The following is a 16,553-nucleotide window of genomic DNA, read 5'->3' as shown; positions in this document are numbered from 1 at the left end:
GGACGACACGGATCCGTCGTTGGGGCCATCGAATGTCTGCTTTTGGCCGAAAGGAGTCGTCAGCACGCGGTCACGCTACGCCTCTGCGGTGTCTCCTGCCCTCCCCCGCCGCACCTTCGAAACCACCCACTCCTCCACATCATCCACCAACGTAAACGCCGCCGGCACCACGATCAGGCTCAGCACCGTCGACGTCATCAACCCGCCGATCACCGCCACCGCCATCGGCATCCTGAAGCTCGCATCCGCCGTCAGCCCCAGCGCGATCGGCATCATGCCGGCGCCCATCGCCATCGTGGTCATGATCACCGGGCGGGCGCGCTTGTGGCAGGCGTCCATCAGTGCCTCGTGCCGGCCCATGCCCTTGTCCTCGGCCATCACGGCGTAGTCCACCAGCAGGATCGAGTTTTTCACCGCGATGCCGATCAGCAGGATCAGGCCGATCAGCACCGACAGCGAGATGTCCAGCCCGGTGATGAGCAGTGCGCCGAACGCGCCGCCCGCCGCCAGCGGTACGGCCACCAGGATCGTCAGCGGCTGACTGGCGTGGTTGAACAGCAGCAGCAGCACGCCGTAGACGCAGAAGATGCCGGCCACCATGGCCATGGCGAAGCCGCCGAACATCTCGGCGAAGATCTCGCTGTCGCCGGCGGCCTGGCGGTCCACGCCCACGGGCAGGTTGATGAGCGACGGCAGCGCATCGATCTGCTTCTCCACCTCGCCCATGGCCATGCCGTTCAAGTCCACGGTGATGGTGACGTTGCGGCGGCGGTCGAAGCGGTCGATCTGCGAGGGGCCGCTGGCGGTAGTGATCTCGGCCACCGACGACAACGGCACGCTGCCGCCGGTGGCGGTGGGCACGCGCAGCTGGCCGAGCAGTGAGGGGTCCGACAGCGCGCGTTCGTCCAGCTGCACGCGGATCGGCACCTGGCGCTCGGGCAGGTTGAGCTTGGCGAGGAACTGTTCGTAGTCGCCGCGCGTGGCGACGCGGGTGGCGGCGGCGATGTCGGCGGTGGACACGCCCAGGTCCGCTGCACGCGCGGGGTCCGGGCGCACGATCACTTCCGGGCGCACCAGGGAGGCCGATGAGCCGACGGTGCCGAGGCCCGGCAGCTGGCGGATCTCGCGCTCCACGTCGCGTGCGGTGGCGGCCAGTTTCACCGGGTCGTCGCCGGCCAGCACCAGTTGCAGCGCGCGGCCGGGTTCGCCGCCCTGGAAGCTCAGGCGCACGCCGGGAAGATCGGCCAGACGCTCGCGCACGACCGTTTCCAGCTCGTACTGGGTGAGGTCGCGGTCGTCGGTCCAGCGGATGGTGAGCGTGGCCTTGCGCAGCTCGGCGCTGGTGAGGTCGCCGGCCGGACCATTCGCGCCGGAGTTGCTGCCGGCGGTCACGAACACGTGCTCGATCTCGGGGATGTCGGCGATGCGCTGGCGCGCGGTCTCGGCCACGGCTTCGGTGGTGGCGAGCGCGGTGCCGGGCGGCAGTTCGATCAGCACGTTGCTCTGGATGCCATCGGTCGGCGGGATGAAGGTGACCTTGAGCAGCGGCAGCAGGGCCAGCGAGCCGATGAAGATCGCCAGCGCGATCAGCAGCGTGCGGTTGCGGTGCTTCAGCGAGTTGTCGACGAAGCGCAGGTACCACTGCATCAGCTTCGAGTCGCCCTTGTGCTCGGGCATGGGCTTGAGCATGTAGGCCGCCATCATCGGGGTGATGAGGCGCGCCACCAGCAGCGAGAACATCACCGCGGCGGCGGCGGTCCAGCCGAACTCGCGGAAGAACTTGCCGGGGATGCCGGGCATGAAGGCCACGGGGATGAACACCGCCGCCAGCGTGCACGAGGTGGCGATCACCGCGAGACCGATCTCGTCGGCGGCCTCGGTCGCGGCCTGCTTCGGCGACTTGCCCATGCGCAGGTGGCGGTCGATGTTCTCGACCTCCACGATCGCATCGTCCACCAGGATGCCGACCACCACGGCGAGCGCCAGCAGGGTGATCATGTTGAGGCTGAAGCCCAGCCAGTACATCACCGCAAACGTCGGGATGATCGACAGCGGCAGCGCGATGGCGCTGATGAAGGTGGCGCGGAAGTCGCGCAGGAACAGGAACACCACCAGCACCGCGAGCGCCGAGCCCTCGTAGAGCATGTGCATCGAGGATTCGAACGAGTCCTCGGCCACCTGGGTGGTGGAGGCCACCTCCACCATGCGCACGCGCGGCTGCTCCTGCTGAAGCGTCGCCACGCTGTCGCGCACGGCGTTGCCGACGTCGACCTCGCTGGTGCCGGTGGTGCGCTGCACGGCGAAGCCGATCACCGGCCGGCCATCAAGCGTGGTGCGCTGGCTGATGGTGGCGCTGCCGTCGCTCACCGTGGCCAGGGTGGAGAGGCGCACGCTGCGGCCGTCGGGCATCGAAATGGGGAAATCCGCAAGGTCCGCGGCGGTGTCGACGGTGCCCAGCGTGCGCACGGCCTGCTCGCTGCCGCCCACGGTGGTGCGGCCACCGGGCTGCTCCTGCTGGATGCGCGCGAGCTGCTGGCTGATCAGCGCCGGGCTGGCGCCGAAGCCCTGGACCGCCTCCGGACGCAGGGCCACGCGGATCTCGCGGTCGACGCCGCCGATGCGCCGTACCGAGCCCACGCCGGGCACCGCAAACAGCCGCTTGGAGACGGTGTCATCGATGAACCAGCTGAGCTCCTCGTCGCTCCAGCCGTCGGCGGTGACGGCATAGGTGAGCATGTCGCCGCCGGTCACGTTGACCAGCGAGACGATCGGCGGTTCGACGTCGGCCGGCAGGTCGATGCGCACGCGGTCGATGGCGTCGCGCACCTCGTCCTTGGCCAGCGTGCCGTCCTTCTCGATCTCGAAGGTGAGGATGGTGGTCGACACGCCTTCGTTGACGATGGACGCCATGTTGCGCAGGTCGGGGATGCTGGCGGTAGCGTCCTCGACCTTGCGCGTGACCTGGGTTTCCAGCGTGCTGGGGCTTGCGCCCGGCAGGACCACGGTCACGTTGACCACGGGCACGGTGAGGTCCGGGAACTGCGACACGGCAAGCTTGTTGAACGCGACCAGGCCCGCGGCTGTGAGCAGGATGAAGACCAGGATCGCCGGCAGCGGGCGATTGATCGACCAGGCGGAGAAGTTCATCGGGTGTCAGGCCCCGGCGCGGCCGCATCGGCCTCGCCTTCGCTGACCACGCGCACCAGATCACCATCGCCGAGGAAGCCGGCGCCGCGCGCGACCACGCGGTCGGATTCCGCCAGGCCTTCTCGCACTTCGACCATGTCGCCGTGAGAGCCGCCCACGTCCACGCCCACCTCGCGCACGCGGCCGCCGTCGGCCACGGTGAACACATAGGCGCGGCCGTCGCGGCGCACCACGGCATCGCGCGGCACCAGCAGCGCCTGCACCCGGCCGAGCGCGATCCGGCCCTGGGCGAACATACCGGCCCGCAGCGCGCCCGGTTCGGGCAGGTCCACGTACACCGTGCCCGTGCGGCTCTGCACGTCCAGCGCCGGCGACACGCGGCGGACGGTGCCGTCCACCAGCCCCGCCGCCGACTCCACCCGCACCGGCGTGCCCACGTCCACGCGCATCAGGTCGGCCTCGGCCAGCTCGGCGCGCCACTCCAGGCGGCCGTCGCGGATCAGGCGCAGCAGCTCGCCGCCGGCGCCCACCACCTGCCCTGGCTGCACGCTGCGCGCCGACACCACCCCGGCCACCGGCGCGCGCACCACGGTGAAGTCGCGCTGCACGCGCGCCGCATCGCGGCTGGCGATGGCCGTGTTGAGGCGTGCCTGCGCGTTGTCACGCGCGGCCTCGGCCTCTTCGGCATCCTGCAGCGACACCATCTGCGAATCGGCGAGCTCGCGCACGCGCGCGGCCTTGCGGCGCGTGGTCTCGAGGTTGGTCGCGGCCTCCTTGACCTGGGCGTCGGCCTGGGCCAGCTGCGACGCCATGGTGCGATCGTCCACGCGCAGCAGCACGTCGCCCTGCGCCACCACGCTGCCGACCTCCACGTCCACGCTGGCCACGCGCAGGCCGGAGAGTTCGACACCGATCGACACCTCTTCCCAGGCCGCCACGGCGCCCGAGGCCACCACCTCGCGCGCCACCTCCCGATGCTGTGGCGTGGCAAGCGTTACGGTCAGGCTGGGCGTGGCCTCCGGCGCGCTGGTGTCGGCGCAGGCGGACAGGGCAAGCAGGCTGGAAAGTGCCAGCAGTCGAAGATGGATCGGCATCTCACGGGCTCGTATCGGGACGGCGGGCAAGATATCAGCGTACCGATAATCCACGGGTGATGGAGGAAGGCCGGATGTCGAGGCGACTCACCACCCGCCTGCGGGCGTTCAGGGGTGCTGCGCACGCCGTGGGCGCGCGCAGCACCATCGTCACTCGGCGGTCTGGTCGCTGAACCGCTGCTTGAAATCCGCCAGTGGAATGATGAACTCGTCGCGCGCCAGGAAATCCGCATCGACCACCTGCGCCTGCCCTTCGCGCGATTTGTACCAGCTCGCGTATTCCGGGATTTCGTGGGCGTGCTTGCCGTAATGGGTCGAGTACGTGCGCACGCGTACCTGCGGCTGCGGGCCGTCCAGGTCGAAGTCGAGCAGGCGCATCCAGCCGTCGCCGAGGGAGCCGGTGCCGCCGGCATCCTTGATGGTCTGGCCGCGGCTCTGGTAGTCGGCCATCACCTGGTGCACTTCGCGCCCGTTACGGTTGCGGTCCACGCTGTAGCCCTGGCCGCCGATGTGGCCGCTCAGAACCATGAACACCTGGTCGTGCCGGCTGATGAATCCGTCCCAGATCATCTCGGGGCTGTTGTCCTCGGGGTCGAGCACGCTGTTCTGCGGATTCGAGCGCACGTTGCGTTCGCCGTTGCGGTCCAGGTAATCGTGCGTGGTGACGATGGTCGGCAGGCCGGGATGCTGCGCGATGATGTCCGCCGCCCATTCCAGTGCCGAGTCCGGAGCGTGGTACTGGAGGCCGATGTGCAGGAACCTGCACCCGCCCGCGGCGAAGACCTGCGCGCTGTCGGCACCGTCGTCGTGTGAACCCACGTACCAGGGCTGGTCCTTGAAGAAGACCGACTGGTCGGAAAACACGGTCTTGTAGCCGCTCAGTCCGCCAACATGGCGAACGCCGTTTGTCACTTTGCCGGTCTCCGGGTCGACTGAAGAGGGCTGCGCAGGATCGGTCCACAGCGCGTCGTAGTCATGGTTTCCGGGCACCACCGAGAACGGGAGCCTGCCTTGGATGAGGCCAAAGCCCTGGGCAACGGCGGGGATCTCGTAGCCGCGCACATGGACCTTTGGCGACCGCGCCACGTCCGAGCCGAGCAGGTTCGGCTTCCATTTGAAGCCGCGGGCTTCGTGCTCCGGGTCCATCCACTCCGAGTAGTGCTGCCACAGGTCACCGACGTGGGTGGCGAACACGATGTCGCCGCCGTTGCTCCGCGCGTTCGCAGCGATGTACTGCATCTGCCCGTAATACTGCTCGATCCCGTCGAACGGGAATCCGGACCACTTCTGGTGGCGGTAGTCGGCATAGTTCTGGGTGTCCGGGATCACCGCGACAGTGAACGTGCCGCAGTCGCCATTGCTGTAACCGGAAGCCTGCGCCGGCGCGGCCGAAAGCGACGAAATGCCCGCTGCCAGGGCGACGGCCAGCAGCTTGCTCGAAATAAAAACAGTGGGATTCATGTGGGAACGATCTCTGTCAGCGTGCGGGGTATGGGCCGGACACCGCCTTGACGGTCATCCGTTCGTCTTCATCGTCCAGGACGAAGACGCGGTAGCTGTGGCCACCTTCGGCCACGCGGATCACCACGTGGCCCCGGGTGCTGCGGGCCTGGTCCAGGCCATACGTGGTCCGGAACGTCGCCTCGGATGCGTTGGTGACGAAGATGTCGCGTTCGCCGGGCCATGCCTTCTTCGAAGTCATGCGCCTCCAGGCGTTGACCGCCGGATGCCCTTCGGCGCGCGCACTGACGACGATGACGCGCGGGCGCAGCGCAGCGAGGAAGGAAATGCTGTTGGCATCCCAGCTGCCGTGGTGGTTGGCCTTCATCACGTCCACGGGGCCACTGGCCTGCCCGACCGGAGTTTCCACGTCCTTCCACGGCGCTGGCGAGAACGCCGTTTCTGCATCGATGGACGACAGATCGCCACCGGTGAAGTAGTCGAATTGGCCGTACGTCACGCGGAACGCGATGCTCAACGTGTTCTCGGTCGGGCGGTCGCCGGGCTCCAGGCTGTCCAAGGGCGGGAACAGGGCGCGCGTGCCCTCGCCGACACCCGACCAGAGGACGCCGTTCGCATACAGGTTGCGGATCTGGAACTGCGGCCAGGCGCCGGCATCACGCAGCAGCTTCAACTGATCGGCGCGACCGACTTCAAAGCGCTCGACCTGGAGTCCGCGGTTCGCGGCCTGCCATGTCAGGAACCGGCGATAGTTCTCCATCGTCGGCGTCGCGATCGGCGCCGGGAAGTCGTAGTCCGGCCAGCCCCGATCGATGATCCTGGCAATGGGCAGGTGTTCGGCGATCTCGGTGATTCCGCTGAGCCGGTAATCGCCGAGCCCCGATGCCGGCGAATCCGCAACGACCGCGCCCATGTGGTCGCCGTGGAAGTGGCTCAGCACGGCGTAGTCGATCACCTTCTCCGGTCCCGGCAACACGCGCTCGACGTACCGTGCCACCCATTCACCGGGCGGACGCGAAGCATCGGGCCTGGTTGGCAGCGAGAACGGGGGCAGCTCCAGAGTCTTGCCGCTCGTGTCCACCAGCAGGCTCGTGGCATCGGGAAGGATGAGCAGTTGCGCTTCACCACGACCGGTATTGATGTGGTGGATATCAAGCTCGCCCCTGGACCATGGCGGCATCGGCAGGCCAAGCTCGGGGACCGGTGGGCCAGCCTGCGCCAGCGCATGGCCGACGGCCAGCAGGGCAGCGGCCAACAGCAGTAGCAGTCGCCGACACTGCGTTGCGATGGCGGCGCTCATGCCTCGTGCAACTTCGCGCGGTCCGGGGTCACCACGAATCGCGCCCGGGTGCGGAGCGTGCCGCCCTTGCGTTGCACCTGGTCCATCACCTTCACCTCCGCACGCCATTCCTGGGGCGTGATATCGAAGGTGTGGTAGCCGCGCAGGTTGTCCGCCATCTTCAGGAACGGATTGTCGCCGTCCAGGAACCGCTTGGCGTTCGGCGAGTCGATCGCGCCGTCGCCGTTGGAGGAGATCGAGGTCGCCAGGAACTCGACTGCCGCCGCCGCGCCATCCGGTTCGTCGCTGCGCAGGGGCACTTCACCGATGGCGTTCATGTGCGCGTCGCCGGTGGCAATGACGACGTTGCTCAGCTTCCTGTCGGTGATCGAATCGATCATGCGGCTGGTGGAGCCGGGGTAGCCTTCCCACTTGTCCGGGAACCATGGCTGTTCGCTGCCATCGGCATTGCGTGACTTCAGCGGCATCACGAACACCTGCTGGGCGATCAGGTTCCAGCGCGCATCGGTCCCCAGTCCCTCATCCAACCAGGCCTCCTGTGCCTGACCCAGGATGCTCGACGGCTTGCCGTCCTCATGCCTGCATCGCGCGGATCGCGGATCCAGGCAGCGCTGGTTGGAGCGATGGCTTCGCGTATCCAGCACGTGCATCCGCAGCAGCCGTCCGTAGTCGAGGCGGCGAAAGTGGCGTGCGCCGCCATCCGCGCGCGGGAACTGGGCCTTCCGTACCGGCAGGTTCTCGTACCAGGCCTGCATGGCCGCGAACTTGCGAAGCGCAAAGACCTCGGGCGGCGTACCGTCCTGGTCCCACGCGCCGCCCCAATCGTTATCGACCTCGTGATCGTCGAAGGACATCACGAAGGCCGCCGATGCGTGCGCGGCCTGCAGGTCGGGATCGGACTTGTACAGCGCATACCGCCGGCGATAGTCGTCGATCGAATGGATCTCGCCGCCAACGTGGTCACGCTCGGCCACGAGTCCGCCATCCGCGTCCCAGGTCGGGAACCTGTCCTTGTGGCGGCCGGCCGGCCCCTCGTAGATGTAGTCGCCGTAGTGGAAAACCGCGTCGAGGTCCTGCTCCCTGCCCAGGTGGCGATACGCGTCGAACCAGCCCTGGTAGTACGCCTGGCATCCGGCCACGGCGAGGCGCACCTGTCCGGGCATGTCATTGGCTGCGGGAGCCGTCCGCGCCACGCCGACCGGGCTGGCCTCCGATCCTGCGACGATGAACCGGTACCAGTAGGGGCGCGCGGGCGCGAGACCTTCGAGCTCGACGTGCACGCTGTGGCCCAGCTCCGGCCGCGCAAGCGCCTCGCCCCGCGCTACCACGCGGGCGAACGCCGGGTCATCCGCCACCTCCCATCGCACCGGCACCGTCAGCATCGGCATGCCGCCATGTTCGCCAAGCGGCTCCGGCGCGAGCCGCGTCCATATGACGAAGCCGTCCGGCCAGGGGTCGCCCGAAGCGACCCCCAGCGAGAACGGGTAGACGCTGAACTTCGGGTCCGCCCACAGGTGACCGCTGCGACCGAGACCCGCGAACAGGACCAGGCCACCAGCGCCCATCAGGAACTTGCGACGATCGAGCACGGGATGCCCCTGCCTTCCGACGATCCTGGTCAACTTCCCGACCATCGTCAGAAGCGGGCACGGATGCCGAATGCCGCCCGGCGTCCGCTGTGGATGTAGATCTGGCTGTGATGCCCCTTGTCACTCAAGCCGGTTTCGCCGTTCGAGTACACGGTGTGCCGGTTCTGGTCGAAGAGGTTGTTCGCCGAGAAGTACGCCTCAAGGCCGATGAAGTTGTCCTTGGTCTTCGGGATGAAGGTGTAGCTGCCGGACAGGTTGACCTCCATGTAGTCGTCGAAGGGCTGCTTCTGATTCATCCGGACGCCATGGGCGTTGACGATGCTGCCCGTCAGCCCCCGGTCCTTCTCATCGCTCCAGACCGTGTTGAGGTTGAGGCGCCCCCGGCCATGCCTCCACGCCAGGCCAACGCTGGCCACCTGCGTGGCAACGCGCGGCAGGACGAAGTCCGAGTTGGTGTGCGTATACGAAGCACGCACGGTGAGCCCCTGCAGCATGCCGGGCAGGTAGTCCATCGCGTGATTGAACTCGAACTCATAGCCGTCGATCTCGATCGAGTCGTCGAGGTTGGTCTTGGTGACGACCAGGTCGACCGGATCATTGCCGATGTATCCGAAGTCCTCCGGGCTCAGGGTGACTTCATTGATCAGGCCGTCGATCTTGTTCCGGAAGTAGTTGACCGAAAGCAAGCCGACCGGCTCGAAGTACTTCACTGCGCGGATGGAGAAGTTGTCCGAGATCTCCGGACTGAGGTTCTGGTTTGGCGCATTGAGCACCACGCCGTCTTCGCTTTCGTAATCGATCGACCAGACGCCAGCCAGGTCGCCGACCTCGGGCCGCTGGATGGTCTTGCTGTACCCCGCGACCACGTCGAAGCTGTCGGTGACGCTGTACTTGATGGACGCGCTTGGAAAGAACTGGTCGTAGTCGCCCTTGCGCTCGACCTTCGGCCGGGTCAGGTACTGGTACTCCAGGCCGTCGATGGTCGTCGCGCGGCCGCTTCCCGGCGACACGTCGTAGCCGGCGGCGATGACTTCTTCGGGACTCAGCGGATCGAAATCGAAGCTGCTGGTCCCGGTCTTCTCCCAGCGCAGGCCCGCCTGGCCCGTGAGCTTGCCGGTGAACTCGGCCGTTCCCATGAAATAGAGCGAGCTGACGCTTTCTTCGATTTCACGGACGTTGGCGACGTATGCGTTGTACCACTTGTCCGGGGTGATCGCGTGCGTCCATTCGTCCGGGTTGTCCTTCATCATCTGGTAGATCTTGGTCAGGCTGTGGACGTACACGTGGCCACCGCCCAACGTGCTGATGTGCATGCCGGTGTCGCCCGCGGAGAACTGATTGCCACTCTGCACGGCACGCAGGAACTCCGCATTGCTCAGTGGTCCGTTGTAAGTCCAGTGGAGGGCGTCGGAGTTGTTGTCGAACCCATAGTCGGCCCGGGTCGCCTTGAAGCCCGTCTTCCAGGTCACAGGCACATCGCCGATGTCCTGATAGAACGTGAAGTTCAAGGCGCCACCGCGATGGTCCAGCTCGGCGCTGCTGCCGGAGTTCGTCCGGACCGCCGGGCGGGTGGAGCCCTCCCAGTTCCCGAGGGCGAAACTGTCCGGGTCGGACCAGTCCGAGCCATCCAGTTGCTGGATGTCCCAGTCCTGGGTCATCCAGCTGTCGCGCGACGCCGAGAAGTTGCCGCGCGAAGTCACCGGGTTGAGCAGGTCCGCGACCTGGCCCATCTTGCCGGCGTCGTAGCGGCTGTTGGAGCGCGACGAGAACAGGTTGCCGTCGAGCTTGAAGTTCTCGCTGTTGAATTCAAAGCTCGGGATGAAGTTCCGGGTGTAGCCGACCTTGTAGTTGTAGGTGTGGTTGACGTTCAGGGTGTTCGCGGTCGGCGCGGCCAGGGTGGTGAAGTCCAGCGATGGATCGCCGATGACGCCGCGCGAGCGCGCATGCGTGGTGAGCGCGGGATTGATGATGTTCGGTTCGATGTCGCCACGACTGACCGAGCCCATGAACGACAGGATCAACTGGTCGGTGGCCTTGAAATCCAGGCCCACCTGCGCCACGCGGCGGTTGTACTCGCGGCCATAGTTGTTCGCGGAGATCGATGGGACCGCATATGCATGTGGACTGGCCGCAGTCGGCACGTAGTTGCGGCCGGCCGTGACCTGTTCCTGCTCGACCAGGTTGGTCGTGCTGCTGATCCCGGCCGCCACGCCCAGCCGCCCGTCGAGGAACACGTCGGAGAAGCCGAGTTCGCTGACGGGGAGGAACTTCTTGTCATAGCCGCCCTCGATCGGGCCGCTGTCATAGCTGTCCCAGAGGTTGGAATGCGTGGTGAGGCCGAGCTTCAAAGTGATGTTGCGGCCCTTGCGGTCGAAGGCCTTCCTGGTGCGGATGTCGATGGTTCCGGCGGGCGCGTTGGCGTCCATGTCCGCGCTGGTGGTCTTGTAGATGTTGATCGAGTCGACGCCGGCCAGCGCGATCTGCTCGAAGCTGAAGGTCCGCGAGCTGGACGAGTTGGCGTCGATTCCGGAAAGCCTGACGCCATTCACGGTCACGCCGGTGTACTTGGCCGGCAGTCCGCGCAGGGAAATATTGCGGGGTGCATCGTCCGCGACGACGTCGAAGTCCACACCAGGCATGTACTTCAGGAACTCGCCGACGTTTCCGTCGCCGATCTCGCCGAAGCTGTCCGCCGACAGGGTGTTGGTGATGTTCATCGAAGCGCGCTGCTCCATGATCGCCCTGGCATCGCCTTCGCGGGCTCCCACCACCTGCACTGTATCCAGCTGTGTTGCGTCCTGCGCGGTGCTGATACTGCTGAACATCTCGAACACGGGTTCGCTGGTTTCGCCGGCGCGAACCTCGACTTGCTGCTCATCGGGGCTGAAGCCGGTGAACTCGACGGAGATCACATGGCCGCCCGTGGGGACATCCGTGATGCGGAACTCGCCCCGGTCGCCGGAGGTGGTCACCTGACGCCCGTCCAGTCTGATGCGCGCATTGCGCAGGTACTCGCCAGTGGCCGGGTCGAGCACGCGGCCGAGGACGGTGCCGGTGCCGACCGACTCGTTGCCAGGTGACTGCTCCTGGGCGGCGACCCGTTCATTGGCCAACGCACCCGGCGAAATGCACAGGGCCACCATCACGGCGCTGTACAGCGCCGTATTCTTGATCACGGACATGGACGACTATCTCTTCAGGCTGGGGAGGGCGCGGCGTTCCTGGAGACCGGAATCAGGCGCGTGGCGCGCCAACCGCGTTCCGCATCCAGCGCGTGGATGCGGAACCGAGATTGTCGTTGCGGAATGTGACAGGCGACTTACGCCACGCTGAGACGCAGCCACGAAAAGCGGCGTGGCGGATACGATCCATGTCGGCGATCCGCCCCTACTGCAGCCACGGCGCGAGCAGGCGCAGCCGCCGCGGCCGGCTCGCCAGCAGGAAGGCGTTCGCCACCGCGGCCGCGGCCAGCAGCATCAGCCAGACCAGCACCGCCATGCTGGCGTGGTCGCAGCCGAGGCAGCAGGCCAGCGCCAGCGCGATGGCAACGCAGCCCGCCACGCGCAGCCGCTTGAGTTGCGCCGGCGCGGGCACTTCGCCCCAGGCCTGCAGCGCGTGCGGCGGCATGGCCAGCGCCAGCCAGCCCATGCCGGCGAAGGCGCACGCCGCCGCGGCCAGCAGCCAGAAAGCCGCGGCGGGGTCATGCATGGCGCGCTTCCGCGGCCGGCCTCGGCGGGCTGCGCGCCGGCACGCTCGCGCGGTGGCCCAGCCGGCGCGCCGCGAGACCGGCGACCGCGGCCACGCCCAGCAGCGCCAGGTCCACGCCGGCAACGGGCCAATAGCCTTCGGACAGTGTGCGCAGCAGGTGGTCCCCGGTCGTCGCCCAGTTGAGCAGCGGCGCGACGGTGGCGAATGCGGCGATCGCCCACGCCTGCTCGCGCCACGCCGGATTGGGCAGGCCGCGCGCCACCGGCGCGCTCCGCCACGCGGCATGCAGCAGCGCCAGCACCCAGGTGGCCCAGAACGCACGCTGCTCCCAGTCGCCGCGTGCCGGCAGGTCCCAGGGCAGCACGCGATTGGCGATGAGGATGCCGAGCGCGGCCAGCACCATGCCCGTCACCGAGGCCACCGCCAGTGCATCGACCACGCGCGCGCCCTGCAGGCCGCGGGCGGCGTGCTGGCGCTTGCGCTTCTCGACGAAGAACACGAAGCCGGTGGCGATGCAGACCGCCCCGGCCAGGCCGCCGAAGACGTACAGCCAGCGCAGCAGCCAGTGGCGGAAATGCTGCAGGTGCAGGCCGGTGAGGAACTCGGCCATGCGCCCGACCGCGGTCGGCGGTGGGTCCTTGCGGATCAGTTCGCCGCTCGATGCCTTGAAGTGGATGCCGTCGCCCACCAGCGCGATGCGGTCGGTGCCGGCGCGGTACACGCTCACATAGCCATTGGCGTCGCCGGGATGCATCAGCACCAGGAAGCCGACGTCGCCGGCCTTGCCGGCCTGCTCCCAGCGCGCGCGGGCGTCGGCCACCATCGCATCGACGTTGGCCAGGCCCGCCGGCACGCCGGCGCGCGTGTGCGGCAGCCCGGTCTGCTGCGCCTCCAGCGCCGCGGCACGGTCGTGCAGCGCGTGCAGCTGGGTGTGGCCAAGCGGGAAGTAGTACGTCGCCGCGAAGATCAGCAGGCCCGTGAGCGCGAAGAAGAAGTGGAACGGCAGCGCGACCACGCCGGTCAGGTTGTGCAGGTCGAGCACGCTGCGCAGCCGCTGCTTGCCCGGGCGGAAGGTGAAGAACTCGCGGAACAGCTTGCGATGCATCACCACGCCGCTGGCCAGCGCCGCCAGCATCACCAGCGCCGAGAAGCCGACGATCCAGACGCCGAGGTTCTTCCAGTCCAGCGTCAGGCCGTAGTGCATCGGATAGAAGAAGCCGCTGCCGATCTTGAGCTGGTCGTCCGGCAGCACGTGGCCGTCGCGGGGGTCGACGGTGGCCTCGGCGTAGATCTGCTCGCCATCGTGCTTCGCGTTCGGCAGCTCCCAACCCGCGAACAGCTCCACCACCGGATCGCGGTGAGTGGTGTAGGCGCTCCAGTAGGCGACGGTGTCGAAGCGCTCCGGCATGGGCCCGTCGACCTGCGGTCGCATCGCATCGATGGCCTGCGCCGTCGGCTGCATGCGCTCGAAGGCCGGGCGCAGCACCTGCTCGTACGAAGGCATGGGCTGCGGCTCGATGCGCGTGGCCGGGATCGCCCAGCGGTCGAACTCGCGGTCGAACACCGACAGCGCGCCGAAGAAGAACGCGGCCATCAGCACGAAGCCGAGCACCAGGCCGAACCAGGTATGGAGCCAGGCCATCGCCTGGCGGAACGTTGCGAACATCGGCTGCGTCCTCCTCAGGTCAGCGCGGCCTGCACCGCGGATCCCGTGCCGGCCAGCACCGCGCCGCCGATCGCCAGCACCGCCCACACCGGCCACAGCCGCCGCGCCGCGACCGCCCACAGCAGCGCGCACAGGAAGGCCAGCACGCCGAGCAGGCTCGACAGGAATTCGGCGTCGTGGAAGCCCATGCCGGCGGCGACCATCAGGCCGGTGGCCGCGGCCACCACGCCCCAGGCGAAGCCGTAGCCACCGAGCACCGCGGCGGCGATGCGCGACAGCACGCTCGTGGTGGACTGCATGGCAACCATCAGAACCGCCAGTCGAGGCTGACCGTGTAGTTGGCCGGCGCGCCGTAGTACCCGCTGTAGCGCAGGGTGTTGATGTACTTCTCGTCGGTGACGTTGTTGGCGTTGAGCCGCAGCGTGGCGTCGGGCGCGATGTCCCAGGCCACGAACGCGTTCACCACCGCATAGCTGTCCTGCCGTACCCGGTAGCCGCTGGCCTCGGTGTTGAAGATGCCGCCCTGCCAGCGTCCGCCGATGCCCCAGGACAGCGCCTCGTAGGTCGGGAAGCGCCCACTCAGCAGCAGGTTGGCCGTGTGGCGCGGCACCCAGGGATAGGTGTCGCGGCCGTTGAGGCCGTCCAGGCGCAGCGCGGTGTAGCCGGCGACGAGGTCCAGGTTGTCGTTGATCCGGCCGACCGCCTCCAGCTCCACGCCCTTGGAGCGCACGTCCACCGGTGCATAGATCGCCATCCCGAACTCGTTGTACTCACCCGTCGGCGTGGCCAGGCCCTCCTGGTCGGCCTTGAACACCGCCACGGTGGTCAAGAGCCGCCCGTCCAGCCAGTCGGCCTTGATGCCGGCCTCGTAGTTCACGCCCTGACTGGCGTCGAGGTAGCGGTCGTTGGCATCCACCTGGTCCTGCGGCTGGTAGATGTCCGAATAGCTGACATAGCCAAGCACCCGGTCGCTGAAGTCGAAGGTCAGGCCGCCGTAAGGACTGGTGTGCTTCGTCGTCTGGTCGAAGCTCAGGTCATAGGAATTCCCGCTGCGGCGGTAGCGCGAGTGGTTGGCGCCGACGATGGCCTTGAAGCGGTCGGTGAGCGCGATGCGCGTGGCGGCGAAGGCGCGCGTGAGCTCCTGGTCGAGTTCGGAATAGAGGTTGGCATCGCTCCAGGCGGGCTCGGGGATCGCGTCTGTCGGATACGGGAACGGCGGCAGCGGGCCCCACGCCGGCGACGAAGCGTCCGCCGTGCGCTCGCGGTTGTCGGTGGTGCTGCGCGCGCGGCTCAGGCCGACCATCGCCTCGTGCTCGCGGCCGAACATGCGGTACGTGCCGTTGAGCGTGGCGGTGCCGAGGTGCGCCGTGGCCTCGTCGTCGCCGGCCCAGGGGTAGCCCGCCAGGCCGAGGCCGGTCTCCGGATCGAGCCCCGTGCCCGGCCCGTCGAAGGCGTAGAACATGCGGTCGTCGCCGGTGTTGCGGCGCCAGTTGTACGACAGCCTGAGCTCCCAGTCGCCAGCCACGTCGTGCGTGTATTCGGCGAAGGCCGCGTGCGCGGTGGTATCCCAGTACGTCCAGTCCTGCGTGGTGCTGGCGCCGCGCGGCCACGCCCGCTGCGTGCCGTCGCTGTTGGTGAAGGGCAGCGCGCCCCACATGATGCCGTCGGACTCCGCGCGCTGGTACGAATAGCCGAAGGCCAGCGTACCCTTCTCGCCGACCTGGCCATCGACCACGCCGTAGAAAAAATCACGCGCGTTCTCGTTCGCCTGGAGCCAGGAATCGCCGTGCTCGTGAGCCGCGACCACGCGCCCGGCCCAGGTGCCGTCGGCGGTGAACGGCGTCGAGTAGTCGACCTCCGCGCGCAGCGTGTTCCACGAACCGTACGACAGCCCCACCCTGCCCTCGCGCTCATTGGTGGGGCGCTTGCGCACGTAGTTGATCGTGCCCGCCGCGTTGCCCACGCCCGTCAGCAGCCCGTTGGCGCCGCGGATCACCTCCACCTTCTCGTAGCCGGCGGCATCGACCGCGCCGGTGGTCACGCCCCAGCCGTTGGGCAGGCCAATGCCGTCGACCTGCGTGTTGAGGATGTCGAAGCCGCGCGCGCTGTAGCTGGTGCGGTTGGTCTCCCACTCATCCACGCGCACGCCCGTGGCCAGGCGCAGCGCCTCGTTGACGCTGTCGGCGCCGAACTGGCGCATCTGCTCCGCGGTGACCACGCTGATGGACTGCGGGGTCTCGCGGATGGAAAGGTCGAGGTTGGTCGCGCCGTTGCTGACCCGGTTGGCGCGCTGGCCGACGACGCGGATGGTGTCGAGGTCGGTGGCGGCGACGCCGACGGCGCCGGTGGTGATGGTGGCCTCCGCAGCGGGCTGGGCGTCGGGTTCGGCGGATTGGGCTGCGGCCAGGCCGGGGGCCGTGGCGAGCATGAGCGGCAGGGCCAGCGCGATGGCGCTGCGGAGCGGGCTGGCGCGAAACGCGGGATCGGCGATGCGAGCGCAGGCGGGCCGCGGAGAGATCTGGCAGGTGGGGTGCATTGAGGGTCGCTGGTTGTCAGACGTAGGGACGAGCCCTGTGTCCGCTGGCGAC

General features: G+C 68.0%; 10 protein-coding genes. All 10 read right to left on the bottom strand.

The window, feature by feature from the left end; translation table 11 throughout:
- Window positions 1-75: 75 nt before the first annotated feature.
- A complete protein-coding gene (locus ACW7G5_RS03295) occupies window positions 76-3,147 on the bottom strand; it encodes an efflux RND transporter permease subunit (protein WP_457001788.1) in 3,072 nt (1,023 codons plus the stop codon).
- Window positions 3,144-4,241 (bottom strand): efflux RND transporter periplasmic adaptor subunit, encoded by a 1,098-nt coding sequence (locus ACW7G5_RS03290; protein WP_457001786.1) that lies wholly within the window; start codon window positions 4,239-4,241, stop codon window positions 3,144-3,146. The genes ACW7G5_RS03295 and ACW7G5_RS03290 overlap by 4 nt, the downstream gene beginning before the upstream one ends.
- Before the next feature lie 150 nt (window positions 4,242-4,391).
- Window positions 4,392-5,702 carry a hypothetical protein gene (locus tag ACW7G5_RS03285; protein WP_457001784.1) on the bottom strand — a complete coding sequence of 437 codons (1,311 nt, stop codon included), beginning with the start codon at window positions 5,700-5,702 and terminating at the stop codon, window positions 4,392-4,394.
- Between the two features lie 16 nt (window positions 5,703-5,718).
- Window positions 5,719-7,002: a ComEC/Rec2 family competence protein gene (locus ACW7G5_RS03280; RefSeq protein WP_457001782.1), complete on the bottom strand. Its 1,284-nt coding sequence runs from the start codon at window positions 7,000-7,002 to the stop codon at window positions 5,719-5,721.
- Entirely contained in the window at window positions 6,999-8,591 is a 1,593-nt protein-coding gene (locus ACW7G5_RS03275) for an alkaline phosphatase D family protein (RefSeq protein ID WP_457001780.1), read from the bottom strand. The genes ACW7G5_RS03280 and ACW7G5_RS03275 overlap by 4 nt, the downstream gene beginning before the upstream one ends.
- 47 nt (window positions 8,592-8,638) lie before the next feature.
- Complete coding sequence (locus ACW7G5_RS03270; protein ID WP_457001778.1) at window positions 8,639-11,773, bottom strand: TonB-dependent receptor domain-containing protein; 3,135 nt, start codon at window positions 11,771-11,773, stop codon at window positions 8,639-8,641.
- Between the two features lie 205 nt (window positions 11,774-11,978).
- Complete coding sequence (locus ACW7G5_RS03265) at window positions 11,979-12,299, bottom strand: DUF3325 family protein (RefSeq protein ID WP_457001776.1); 321 nt, start codon at window positions 12,297-12,299, stop codon at window positions 11,979-11,981.
- Window positions 12,292-13,965, bottom strand: a complete 1,674-nt coding sequence (locus tag ACW7G5_RS03260; RefSeq protein ID WP_457001774.1) for a PepSY-associated TM helix domain-containing protein — start codon at window positions 13,963-13,965, stop codon at window positions 12,292-12,294. The genes ACW7G5_RS03265 and ACW7G5_RS03260 overlap by 8 nt, the downstream gene beginning before the upstream one ends.
- Before the next feature lie 14 nt (window positions 13,966-13,979).
- Window positions 13,980-14,264 (bottom strand): iron uptake protein, encoded by a 285-nt coding sequence (locus ACW7G5_RS03255; protein ID WP_457001772.1) that lies wholly within the window; start codon window positions 14,262-14,264, stop codon window positions 13,980-13,982.
- A gap of 8 nt (window positions 14,265-14,272) precedes the next feature.
- Complete coding sequence (locus ACW7G5_RS03250; protein WP_457001770.1) at window positions 14,273-16,501, bottom strand: TonB-dependent siderophore receptor; 2,229 nt, start codon at window positions 16,499-16,501, stop codon at window positions 14,273-14,275.
- Window positions 16,502-16,553: the final 52 nt, after the last annotated feature.

The organism is Luteimonas sp. A501, assembly GCF_054052085.1.
Note: the sequence above shows the minus strand (reverse complement) of the source record. Positions and strands in the feature narration are given on the sequence as shown.